Here is a 12,938-nt window from a genome sequence, read left to right as displayed (position 1 = left end):
TGTGGATATTATCGGTAAAAGAAGACTTTGGATGTCAATTTCAGGAATAATAATCTTAGTTGGACTTGTATCAATTTTATTCCAGGGTATGAATCCAGGTATTGATTTTTCAGGTGGAACAATTATGGAATTTACTTTTGATAAAAATATTTCTAATACTCAGATTAGAGATATATTAAAGGAAATGAATTTAGATAAGAAGAGTGTAGTTCAACAGACTGAAAACAATAGTGTTTTAATTAGAACAGAAAAACTAGATTCTTCAAAGACTGCTGAGTTAGAGAATAATATAACCAGCAAATTTTCTTCTGCAAAGATGTTAAGAACTGAAGCAGTAGGAGCTACAATTGGTAAAGAATTAAGAACAAAGGCTTTATTGGCTTTATTATTGGCTGCCCTAGCTATTGTAGCTTATATTAGTATGAGATTTGAGTTTAGATTTGCTTTTGCTGCTATTTTAGCGTTATTACATGATGTGTTAATTGTTTTAGGGATTTTCTCATTATTAAGAATAGAGATTAATAGTCCTTTTGTGGCAGCATTATTAACTATTGTTGGTTATTCTATTAATGATACGATAGTTATTTTCGATAGAATTAGAGAGAAGATGAAGTTATCTAAAAAAGAAACTTTTGGTGAGTTAACTAATGAAGCTATTTTAGATACTTTGCCACGTTCAATTAATACTTCTTTAACTACTTTATTGCCTATTTTAGCTATTATATTCTTGGGTGGTACAACTATTCAAAACTTTATGATAGCTCTATTAATTGGTATGTTATCAGGAACCTATTCTTCTATCTTTGTAGCTAGTCCTATTTTAGTAGAGTGGGATCAAAGAAAGAATATCAAAAGATAATAACTTACCTAAAAAACCTCTTGGCTTTTAAAAGCCAAGAGGTTTTTTATTTAAGTTGTTAATATTTTTAGTATATATTTATTATAAATAAAATAGATAACAGTATAGTAGTATCAATTTTGGATTATTTGGAAAAAATATAAGAGTTGTGATATAATTATTAACAACCTATGGAGGTGTTTAGAGTGCTAAACTTTGTTAAAGAGATGATGGTTACTGGTTTAGGTGCTGTATTTTTCACTAAAGACAAGGTTGAAGAAATGGTTCAACAGTTAGTAGCAGAAGGAAAAGTGAGTCGTGAAGAAGCTAATGATTTGGTTAATGATATGGTTCAAAAGGCAAAAGAACAACGAGAGAATATGAAGGAAAGAATCATAAAAGAAGTTGAAAATAATTTAAATAAAGCAGGTTTGGTAAAAAAAGAAGAAGTAGATAAGTTAAATAGTCAAATTAATAAACTTCAGTTGCATATAGAATCCTTAGAGCGGGAGATAGAAGCTTTAAAGGAGAATAAAATAGAGGTAGTAGAAGATGAGCTTTAAAATTATTTCAGTTATATTATCTAGCTTAGGGGTTTTGGGAACACTGGTGCCTATGGTTCCTGGCACCCCTTTAATTTTATTAGCAGCTTTAATTTATGCTATAGCAACTAAATTCACAGTAATTGGATGGGGCTTTATTATATCTTTAGTTTTAATGAGTTTAGTTGCAGAAGGGCTAGATTATTTTGCTAGTGTCTTAGGGGCAAAATATTTTGGAGCTAGCAAATATGGATTGATTGGGGCAATTATTGGTGGTATCTTGGCTTTGATTTTATTAGGTCCAATTGGTATCTTAATAGGTCCACTATTAGGCTCTATAGGCATAGAATTAATAATGGGGAAAAATGTGAAAGAGGCTATTAAAGTAGGAATAGGAACTATAGTAGGCAAGTTTGGTGGTTCTCTTCTGTCTTTTATTATTTCAGTGATTATGACTGCTTTATTACTTAGAAGAATTTTTTAATTTAACACTATCAACTATCAGGATGGTGGCTTATAATGATCTTTAAAGGAATTAATATGCGCTATAGAAATATAAAAAGATATCGAAAAATAGTAGAGGTTTTTATTAAGCATGGCTTTGGTTATTTAATTGAAGTGATGGATTTGCGTCAGTTTGTACCACTAAGAAAGAGGATCAAGGCATTAGAGGCTAAAAAACCTCCTCAAGATTGTAGAGCAACTAGGGTTAGAAAGGTTTTAGAAGAACTAGGTCCGACTTATATCAAATTAGGTCAGTTACTTAGTACTCGTCCTGATTTAATCCCTAGAAATTACATAGATGAATTTGAAAAACTTCAAGATCAAGTTCCACCTATGGAATTTAAAGATGTAGTTGAACAGATTAATAGTGAATTAGAAGGAGAATATGGGGATTATTTCAGTGAGCTATCTAATACTCCTTTAGCTAGTGCTTCTATTGGACAAGTTCATAAAGCTATCTTAAATACAGGGGAAGAAGTTGTAGTTAAGGTACAGCGCAAAGATATTCAAAAGACAATAGAGACTGATTTGGATATCATGTCTAATCTGGCTAATCTCTTAAAGAATAAAGTTTTCACAGATAATATTATTGATCCCGTAGAAATAGTGGATAACTTCTCTAAAATGATCAAAGAAGAATTAGATTATTGTATAGAGGCTAGGAATAGTAAAAAATTCCAAAAGAATTTCAATGATGAAGAAGATGTTATTATTCCTAAAGTAATTGGTGATTTAACTACAAAAAAAGTATTTACAATGGAATTTATTAAAGGTTTCAAAATTAATAAGTCAAATAAAAGGTTAAAGAATCATGATATTCCACAGATAATTAGTGAGTCTTTTATGAAACAAATAATGATAGATGGATTTTTTCATGGAGATCCACATCCTGGGAACTTAATTATTACTGATGATTATAAGGTAGTATTACTTGATTTTGGATTGGTTGGACAGTTAAGTAAAGAAGATCGTGAAAGGATTGCCAACTTATTTATTTATCTATTAAGAAAGGATATAGATAAATTTATTGAACAATTATTAGATCTTGGAATGGTAACTAAAGAAATTGATATGAGATCATTAAGGCGTGATTTTTATAGACTTGTGGATGAATATCATGGAGTAGCACTTGAAGAGATTGATTTATCAACTATTATGAATAGACTATTAGATTTATCTTTCAAATATAAAATTAAGCTACCTGTAGAATTTATCTTATTAGTAAAGTCTTTGGTAACTGTTGAGGGAGTCGTAGCTAAGGTCGATCCAGAATTTGATATATTAACTGTAGCAAGACCTTTTGCTAAACAGATTATAAAAGAAAGATTAAGTCCAAAACGATTAGCCAAAGAGACAACAGAAAAATTACAAGAGATAACAAAGTATTTATCAGATTTACCTAAAGAGATACATAATTTCTTTAGTTTAATTCAAGAAGAGGATTTAGAGATTAAATTTAATCATATAGGATTAGATCCATTAATTTCCAAGATGGATATAATAACCAACAGATTATCTATTTCATTAATTATTTCTGCTTTAATTATTGGATCATCTTTAATTATGTTGATAGATAAAGGGCCATCCTTTTTAGGTTATCCTATTTTAGGTGTTTCTGGATTTTTGATAGCTGCTATTTTGGGGATGTGGTTGGTTTTTTCCATTCTCAAATCAGGTAGATTTTAATTTAAATACATAAATTTTATTATTATTGATAAAACTAAATTATTAATCTAAGAAGGAAAACTCATCTTAATGAAGAAGATATAAGAGTGGTACAATTGTATAATTTGCAAACAAATGGGGGATAATAATGCTAGATCAGGAAAAAATATGGAACATACAAGGCGCTGATCAAGAAACCATAGATGAATTAGTTGATAATTTAAATATAAGCCCGATTATGGCTCAGATTTTAGCTAATAGAGGTTTAAAAACTCCTCAAGAAGTAGAGGAGTTTTTAGATTTTAGTCTAGAGGATTTAAATGATCCCTTTCTTCTAAAAGATATGGAAGAAGCTTCTTCTAGAATTGAGCAGGCAATTAATAAGCAAGAGAAGATTGTTATTTATGGTGACTATGATGCAGACGGTATTACCAGTACATCTTTATTAATAACTGTTTTAGAAGATTTAAATGCTAATATTGATTATTATATACCTAATCGATTGAAAGAAGGATATGGGTTGAATAAAGATGCAATTAGTAATTTATCTCAGCAAGATACAGATTTAATTATAACTGTTGATTGTGGGATTTCAGGAATCGAGGAGGTAAATTTAGCTAATGAACTTGGGATTGATGTGATTATTACTGATCATCATACAGTCCCAGATAACTTACCCCAGGCATTAGCTATACTTAATCCTAAGCAAAAAGATTGTTCTTATCCTTTTAAGAAGTTAGCGGGGGTAGGAGTTGCTTTTAAATTAGTACATGCTTTGTTACTTAAACTAGGTAAGTTAGATAGCCTTGATCAATTAATTAAATATATGAGTATAGTAACTGTAGGAACAGTTGCTGATATAGTTCCTCTCGTTGGAGAGAATAGAATTATAGTTAAATATGGATTAAAAAGAATTAATAGCTTTCTTGGTTCTGGAGATTTTAATATTGGAATCTTAAAAGGAAAAGTAGGTTATAAGAGCAAGGATATTACTGCTGGGGCTATAGGCTATTATCTAGCTCCTTGTATTAATGCTACTGGACGATTAGGGCAGGCTCATTTAGGGGTACAGATGCTTACTGAAGAAGATATTGTAACTGCTAATAACTTAGCTGATCAATTGCGTGAGATGAATGTTGGAAGGCAGGATATAACCAGTCAAATCTTAGCTCAGGCTGAGAAGTATATAGCTCAAAATATAGATTTAGAAGAAGAAAAGGTATTAGTAATTACTTTAGAGGAAGGCCATCCAGGGGTGATTGGTAATGCTGCTTCTAAACTTCAAGAGAAGTATTATCGTCCAATTGTTTTACTGACTTATGCTGAAGATGGTAGAATACTAGGTTCAGCTAGGAGTATTAGAAATTTTAATTTGTATGAAGCTTTTAAATATTGTGAAGAATGCTTCGAAGGCTTTGGAGGACATAAAGAAGCGGCAGGATGTTCTTTAAAGGCTGAGAATATTAATAAGTTTCGTAAGATGATTAATGGATATGCTGATCAAGTCTTAGCAGAGGAAGATTTAATAGATAGAATTAAATTGGAACAAGTTATTGATATAGAAGATGCTTCTAAAGGTTTAGTCAGAGAATTATCTAAACTAGAACCATATGGTTGTGGCAATCCTAGACCTAAATTTGCTTTAAAAGATTTAGCTATTAATAACTTTAGTCTATTTGGTAAAGAAGAGGATCATATTAAGATTTATTTTGATAGTGGAGGTAGAACTGTAGAATCTATTGCTTGGAATATGGCTGAATTAAGAAAGAAACTTTTAGTTCAAAATGAAGAGATAGATTTAGCATTTACTATGGATATTAATGATTTTGGTGGAACAGAGACTGTGAGCTTAACAATCAAAGATATCAAATTCCCGGAATTATCTTTTGTAGACCAACTTTTTGCTAAAAGTAAAGAAATATTAGAAGATGATTTTTATCGAGGTATTGCAGAGAATGATTCTTTTTACACTAAAGTAGTGGGCGTTACTTTTGAAGGCCGCCAGGATATAATCAAAGATTATGTTAATAAAGGGGATTTAGTTTTTTTAGTACGAGATCCTGATAATCAATATGATAAAAATGCGATACAAGTAGTAAGCAAAAACCAGAAACAGATTGGTTTTTTAAAGGCTGATTTATCAAAATATTTAGCACCTTATTTAGATAATGGAATTGAATATAAGGCTATAGTTTCAGAAGTAACAGGAGGAATAGATAATAAACAGAGTCTAGGTGTTAATCTGTTTATCGAAAAAGCCAAGATTACTTCAGATCAGAAAGCAGACTATGAGACTAAGTTAATTCGTTCCAAATTAGCAACTAAAACTGACAATCAAGTTTTAGATGAGATTAGAAATTCATTAATTGGGGATTATAGTTTTAGACCTAAACAAGCAGAAGCGATTGATAGTTTATTTAAAGAACAGAACACCTTAGCTATTTTTGGTACTGGACGAGGAAAATCTGCAGTGTTCCAAAGTTTTGCTACTTTTCAAGCTATAAAATATAATCAGATGACAATAATTATTTATCCACTTAGAGCTTTAGTTAATGATCAATTCCATTCTTTAAAGGAGAAATTATCTCCGTTAGGAATTAGAGTGTATAAAGGAAATGGTGCTTTAACTGTTAAAGAAAGAGAAGAATTGAATGAAGCTCTTAATTCTGCTGCTGTAGATGTTTTACTAACTACCCCTGAATTTATTGAATATAATTTAGATAGATTTAGCAAAATTAAAGATAAGATAGGCTTTTTTGTAGTTGATGAAAGTCATCATATTGGTTTAGCCTCAAATCAATTTAGACCTACCTATAAGAGAATACCACAAATATTATCTGAATTGGGAGATCCTTTAGTCTTAGCGGTAACTGCTACTGCAAATGATCAAGTAACCCAAGAAATTGTAGATTGTTTAAGCATTGAAAATCTTGTAATCGATACTCATATTAGAGAAAATTTAAACTTAATAGATAAGCGTAACTCTTCCAATAAAGAGAATTATATAGATCAGGTAGTTAAAAAAGGAGAAAAGACGATTGTTTATGTCAATAGTCGAGAGAAAAGTATCGAAATAGCATCAGCTCTTAGAGATAGGAATCCTTTTTTGGCTCAAGAAATTGTCTTTTATAATGCAGGATTGACCAATCAAGAAAGAAGCCTAGTTGAAGATAAGTTTAGAAATGGAGAAATAAAAGTGGTTGTTTCTACAAGCGCTTTTGGTGAAGGAATTGATATTCCTGACATTAAACATATTATTTTGTACCATTTGAATTTTAATCGCACTGAATTTAATCAACAAAGTGGTAGAGCTGGGCGTGATGGTCGGGAGTCTTATATTCATTTATTGTATGGTGAACAGGATGCTAGGATAAATGAATTTATTTTAGAAATCATGGCTCCTGATAGAGATGTTTTAGCACAATTGTATATTATTTTAACAAAGCTAAAAGATAATAATAGAGAAGTTATTATGACTAATCAAGAATTAGCTGATCAGGTAGGTAATAAAGTTGGAAAAAAAGTACAAGCAAGTACTATATCAGCAGGATTAGGGATTTTGGAAGAGTTGAAATTGTTAACTCGCTTAAAAGAAAGTAGTAGAATAATTAAATTAAGTCCTAAACCTGATGTAAAACTAGACTTAACAACATCAATAAGATATAATGAAGGTGTTGAAGATAAGCAAGCTTTTGTAGAATTTAAGAAGTTTGCACTTGAAGAAAATTCACAAAAACTATTAAATCTAATTAACCAACCAATTTATCCAAAAAGATTTATAGAGTTGAAAGGGGAGAATAAAGTTGAATTTATCAGATAAGATTAGAACTATTCCAGATTTTCCAAAGGAGGGCATTGCTTTTAAGGATATTACAACCTTATTAAAAGACCCAAATGCTTATGAAGAAGCTATAGATCAAATTGCTGAAAGATATAAAGATAAAGATATTGATCTAGTATTAGGAGTAGAAGCAAGAGGTTTTTTAATTGGTGCTCCTCTAGCATTAAAATTAAATAAAGGTTTTGTACCAGTAAGAAAAGAGGGTAAACTTCCTGGAGAAATTTTAAAGACTGAGTATGATTTAGAGTATGGAAGCAACATACTGGAAATACATAAGGATGCTATTGAAAAAGGAGACAAAGTTTTGATTGTTGATGATTTATTAGCAACAGGAGGAACTGTAAAAGCCACAGCTGATTTAGTTGAAGAGCTTGGTGGAGAAATTGTTGAGATTGCCTTTTTAATGGAGTTAGGATTTTTAGATGGAAGAGAAAAATTAACTGACTATGAGGTCTTTTCTTTAATTATAGATTAATTATTTATTCAAAAGATAATTGTTTTTTTAGGTAGAATTAATTTGAATATTTACAAAAAGGATCTAAAATTTAGTAAAGGGGTATTATGCTATGTCTTTAGACAAACTATTAGCCACAATAAAATCATATACTGAAGAAGCTAACATAGGCTTAGTAAAAGAAGCCTATTATTTGGCAAAAGAATCCCATGAAGGGCAGTATAGAGTTTCTGGAGAACCTTTTGTTAGTCATCCAGTACAAGTAGCGCAAATAATGGCTGAACTAGAGTTGGATATTATTTCAATCTCTGCTGCTTTATTACATGATGTGGTAGAGGATACTGAAGTGACTACAGAAGAGCTAAGAGAAAAGTTTGGACCAGAGATTGAATTGCTCGTTAATGGTGTTACTAAATTAAGTAAAATAGATTTCAAATCGCGAGAGGAACACCAAGCAGAAAGTTTACGCAAAATGTTTTTAGCTATGGCTAAGGATATTAGAGTTATTTTAATTAAATTAGCTGATAGATTGCATAATATGAGAACTTTACAATACTTACCTAGAGAAAAACAGATTAGAAAAGCAACAGAGACTCTTGAAATTTATGCTCCTTTGGCTCATAGACTTGGAATATCTACATTAAAATGGGAATTGGAGGATCTAAGCTTTAGATACTTAGAACCTGATAGATATTATGAAGTAGCTAAGAAGATAGCAAAAAATCGAGCTGAAAGAGAAGCATATATAGAAGAAGCAATTAAAAGACTGAATACTAAACTAACTGAAGTAGATATTGAAGCTGATATTTATGGTAGGCCAAAGCACTTATATAGTATCTATCAAAAGATGATAAAAGGTGGAAAAGAGTTTAATGAGATTTATGATTTAACAGCCTTACGTGTCATTGTAAGTTCGGTCAAGGAATGTTATCAGGTTTTGGGTATAATTCATGAGTTGTGGAGTCCTATGCCAGGTAGAATTAAGGATTATGTAGCAATGCCTAAATCAAACATGTATCAATCCTTGCATACAACAGTAATTGGTTCTAAAGGTGAACCCTTAGAGATACAGATTAGAACATGGGAGATGCATCGTACAGCTGAATATGGTATTGCTGCTCACTGGCGATATAAAGAAGGAAATCGTAAGGATGAAGACTTTGAAAGAAAAATTTCTTGGTTAAGACAATTGTTAGAATGGCAAAAAGATCTAAGTGATGCTAAAGAGTTTATGGAAAACTTAAAAATTGATCTTTTTGAAGATGAAGTTTTTGTTTTTACACCTAAAGGAGATGTAATTTCTTTACCTCAAGGAGCTAGCCCAGTTGACTTTGCTTATAATATTCATACTGATATTGGTCATACTTGTGTGGGAGCTAAAGTTAATGGGAAGATTGTTTCTTTAGAATATAGACTTAAGAATGGTGATATTGTTGAAATTTTAACTTCTACCAACAGTGGTCCTAGTCGAGATTGGCTTAACTTTGTTAAGACTTCACGAGCTAAAAGTAAGATTAAGCATTGGTTCAAAGAGCAACGTAAAGAAGAGGCTAGTGTCAAAGGTAAAGAAATGTTAGAATCGAGATTAAAAAAAGAACATATAAATTTAAAAGAATCTGAAAAGAATAAAAAATTAGAAGAAATAGCCAAAGGACTAGGTGTTGCTAATATTGAAGGCCTTTATGCTGCCATTTCTTATAATAAATTTTCGGTCAGTCAAATAGTTAGAAAGTTAATACCAGAGGAGAAGAAAGATTGTCCTAAATATGAATTAAATAAGCTTAAGAAAAAGCGAAATATTAGAAGGAATCCACAGAATAAAGGGATCAAAGTCAAAGGAATTGATGGACTATTAGTTAGAATTTCCAAATGTTGTAATCCTGTACCTGGTGATAAGATCATAGGCTATATTACTCGTGGGCGAGGTGTTTCAGTTCATAGAGAAGATTGTCCTAACCTACACAACTTAGAAGAAACTGAGCAAGAACGTATTATTGATGTAGAATGGTATGTAGATCAACAAACTTCTTATGAAGTAGAATTAAAAATTGAAGCATTAAATAAAAGATCATTATTAAATGATGTTACTACTGTTATTTCTGAAGCTAAGGTGAATATAACATCTATCAATGCTCGGATTAAAAAGGATATATCAGCTACGATTAACCTTTCTTTAGAAATTAGTAGCTTAGAACATATGAAGGATATTATCAATAAATTAGAAGCTATTGAAGGAGTACTTAATGTACAACGTGCTAATCCTGCTTAATTAAGGAGGAGAAAGATGAGAGCTGTTTTGCAAAGAGTAAGTTCAAGTTCTGTTGAGGTAGGAAATAGAGAAGTTGGAAAAATTAAAACTGGTTTATTAATCTTACTTGGAATTGGAGAAAATGATACTATAGAAGATATGAAATATTTGGCAGATAAAATAGTTGATTTAAGAGTATTCTCTGATCAATCTGGAAAGATGAATCTATCAGCACTAGATGTAGATGCAGAATTATTAATAGTATCTCAATTTACTTTATATGGGGATTGTCGTCAAGGAAGAAGGCCAAGTTTTGCTGATGCAGCCTCTGCTAATAAAGCAGAAGAGTTATATGAAGAATTTATCTCTTATATTAATAAATATGAATTGAAAGTAGAAACCGGTGAATTTAAAACAGAGATGAAGGTTAGTTTAGTTAATGAAGGTCCAGTAACTATATTACTGGACAGTAAAAGAGATTTTTAATTTTTAAGGAGGAAGTAGATGTTTATAAAAAGGTTATCAGTAGGTTCTTTAGCGGTTAATTGTTATATAGTTGCTAATGAGAAGAAAGAAGCAGTGATAATTGACCCAGGATCACAAGCAGAAGATATTTTAAAAATAATTAATGAACATGACCTTAATGTTAAATACATCATTAATACTCATGGTCATAATGATCATATCGCAGCTAATCCTAAACTGTTAGAATCTACCGGAGCTGAATTGTTAATTCATAGTCAGGACTCAGAATTTTTACAGAACCCAGAGTTAAATCTATCATTTTTTATAGGGGAAATGGGTCAAGAATTAAAATGTCCTAATGCTGATAGACTATTAGAAGATGGAGATACTATAGAAATTGGAGATTTAGAGTTTAAAGTAATCCATACTCCAGGTCATACTCCAGGTAGTATCTGTATGAAATTAGGAAATATATTATTTACAGGTGATACTATTTTTGCTACTGGTGTAGGAAGAACTGATTTTCCTAAAGGGTCATATCAGAGTTTAAGAGAGTCAATTACCAAAATTTTAGAATTTGAAGAAGATTTAAAAATATGTCCAGGTCATGGAGCAGAAACTACTCTAAATAGAGCAAGAAAAGAAAATTCATATTTATAAGAGAGGGTTTATATGGTTACGGTAAATTTAACTATGAATTCAAGTTATTATAATTCAGTTAAAGGTACATTAAATGTATTATTGCCTGAAGTAGAGATACATAATATAGATGAAGATGTAGAGGCAGAATTAAATATTATAGTTAAGTTAGATACTTCAGCAGGGATTAAAGTTAGAAGCTTTTTTGCAGGCCAAAATAATTTAAACAATGAAATAGAGGATAAAGAGATTTTATCTAATTCTTATAATAGTAATGATTTTGATAAACGATGTAAAGAGCGCTTGAAATTGAGCATTTATAGATTGTTATGTGACTATTTAGGAGAGGACTTAAGTCCTTGGGGAATTTTAACAGGTGTTAGACCTACTAAGTTAGCCCATTTTCTATTAGAAAGAGGCTTTGATTATCAAAAAGTTGATAGTTTATTAGAGAATGTTTATGGTGTAGCAAAGGAAAAAAGAGATTTATTATTAAATATTATTAAGTTGGAGCGTAGTTATTTTCCTACTCCAGAAGAGGCAAAAAATAAAGTCAGTATATATTTAGGAATTCCTTTCTGTCCAACAAGATGTAATTATTGTTCTTTTGCTGCTTATCCTATAGCTAAGTATCAGAAATATCTGCCGAATTTTTTAGAAGCTTTAGATTATGAAATTAGGGAAGTATCTAAAGTAGTTCAAGATTTAGGCTTAGTTGTTGATACTATTTATATTGGTGGCGGTACCCCAACAGTTCTATCTAGTACTGAATTAGATAGAGTATTAAATAACTTAAAAAAATACCTTTCTCTTTCTCAACTCCGTGACTTTACTGTAGAAGCTGGTAGAGCAGATACTATTAGTAAAGCTAAATTAGAGGTTTTAAAGAGACAGGGTATTAAAAGAATTAGTATTAATCCGCAAACTATGAATTTAAAAACTCTAGAGGTAATAGGACGAAAACATAGTGTGGATGAAGTGACGAAGTCTTTTTCTTTGGCTAGAGAAATTGGATTTGAAAATATTAATATGGATATGATTATTGGACTGCCAGGAGAAGGTATAGATGATGTAAAAAGAACTTTACTAAGAATTAAAGATTTAAATCCTGATAGTTTGACAGTCCACACTATGGCTATCAAACGCGCTTCAAGGTTAAAAAGAAGTTTAGAGGATAATAATCTACCATCAGATAGAGAAGTATCAGAAATGTTGAAGTATACCAAAAAAATGACTAAGGAATTAGATCTAATTCCTTATTATATGTATAGACAGAAGAATATCTTAGGTAACTTAGAAAATATAGGGTATGCAAAAGCGGGGAAAGAGTCTATTTATAATATTTTGATGATGGAGGAGAGAGAAACTGTAATTGGATTAGGCGGAGGTTCAATAACTAAATTAATTAATACTCAAGATTATAGCTTAGAAAGGTTAGTTAATCCTAAGTTTCCCAAACAGTATATTGAAGAGATTAAAGAACGTACTAATGAGAAAATATCTAAAATTAATGAATTGTTTTATAAATAATTTATTAATCATATTTTGATATATTATAGTTCTTCTTTAAGTTGAATAAAATTCTGTTTATTATTAATTAGCTTAAATTGACATCTTTAATCTGATACGTTACAATATTATTTAGCTGAATATTTCAGAGAGTTTCATAATTTGCATAGATTTTCTTTTTTATGGTAATATATTACAGGAGTGTTATCATGAAATTATCTTTATTTTAATAG

General features: G+C 30.5%; 10 protein-coding genes. All 10 read left to right on the top strand.

The window, feature by feature from the left end:
* The first annotated feature begins 1 nt into the window (after position 1).
* The 10 genes from secF (at position 2) to hemZ (ending at position 12,726) form a co-directional block, all read left to right on the top strand.
* On the top strand, positions 2 to 859 hold the full coding sequence (gene secF / locus OREMA_RS0102710) for a protein translocase subunit SecF (RefSeq protein WP_018247745.1): 858 nt from the start codon (positions 2 to 4) through the stop codon (positions 857 to 859).
* 185 nt (positions 860 to 1,044) lie between these two features.
* Positions 1,045 to 1,401: a phasin family protein gene (locus OREMA_RS0102705; RefSeq protein WP_018247744.1), complete on the top strand. Its 357-nt coding sequence runs from the start codon at positions 1,045 to 1,047 to the stop codon at positions 1,399 to 1,401.
* Entirely contained in the window at positions 1,391 to 1,864 is a 474-nt protein-coding gene (locus tag OREMA_RS0102700) for a DUF456 domain-containing protein (RefSeq protein ID WP_018247743.1), read from the top strand. The genes OREMA_RS0102705 and OREMA_RS0102700 overlap by 11 nt, the downstream gene beginning before the upstream one ends.
* 35 nt (positions 1,865 to 1,899) lie before the next feature.
* Positions 1,900 to 3,570: an ABC1 kinase family protein gene (locus OREMA_RS0102695; RefSeq protein WP_018247742.1), complete on the top strand. Its 1,671-nt coding sequence runs from the start codon at positions 1,900 to 1,902 to the stop codon at positions 3,568 to 3,570.
* Between the two features lie 127 nt (positions 3,571 to 3,697).
* Positions 3,698 to 7,369, top strand: a complete 3,672-nt coding sequence (recJ, locus tag OREMA_RS0102690) for a single-stranded-DNA-specific exonuclease RecJ (protein ID WP_018247741.1) — start codon at positions 3,698 to 3,700, stop codon at positions 7,367 to 7,369.
* Entirely contained in the window at positions 7,353 to 7,865 is a 513-nt protein-coding gene (locus OREMA_RS0102685) for an adenine phosphoribosyltransferase (RefSeq protein ID WP_018247740.1), read from the top strand. Before recJ ends, OREMA_RS0102685 begins: the two co-directional genes overlap by 17 nt.
* Positions 7,866 to 7,956: 91 nt before the next feature.
* Complete coding sequence (locus OREMA_RS0102680) at positions 7,957 to 10,113, top strand: RelA/SpoT family protein (RefSeq protein ID WP_018247739.1); 2,157 nt, start codon at positions 7,957 to 7,959, stop codon at positions 10,111 to 10,113.
* A 15-nt stretch (positions 10,114 to 10,128) separates the two neighbouring features.
* A complete protein-coding gene (gene dtd / locus OREMA_RS0102675; RefSeq protein ID WP_018247738.1) occupies positions 10,129 to 10,578 on the top strand; it encodes a D-aminoacyl-tRNA deacylase in 450 nt (149 codons plus the stop codon).
* 18 nt (positions 10,579 to 10,596) lie between these two features.
* The gene (locus tag OREMA_RS0102670; protein ID WP_018247737.1) at positions 10,597 to 11,217 is read left to right on the top strand and encodes an MBL fold metallo-hydrolase; all 621 of its coding nucleotides are present in this window, start codon (positions 10,597 to 10,599) and stop codon (positions 11,215 to 11,217) included.
* 12 nt (positions 11,218 to 11,229) lie between these two features.
* Positions 11,230 to 12,726 carry a coproporphyrinogen dehydrogenase HemZ gene (gene hemZ / locus OREMA_RS0102665; RefSeq protein ID WP_018247736.1) on the top strand — a complete coding sequence of 499 codons (1,497 nt, stop codon included), beginning with the start codon at positions 11,230 to 11,232 and terminating at the stop codon, positions 12,724 to 12,726.
* The last annotated feature ends 212 nt before the right edge of the window (positions 12,727 to 12,938 follow it).

Origin of the sequence: Orenia marismortui DSM 5156 (assembly GCF_000379025.1) — a bacterium.
In the GTDB taxonomy this organism is placed as follows: domain Bacteria; phylum Bacillota; class Halanaerobiia; order Halobacteroidales; family Halobacteroidaceae; genus Orenia; species Orenia marismortui.
This window is presented reverse-complemented; position numbering and strand designations above follow the sequence as displayed.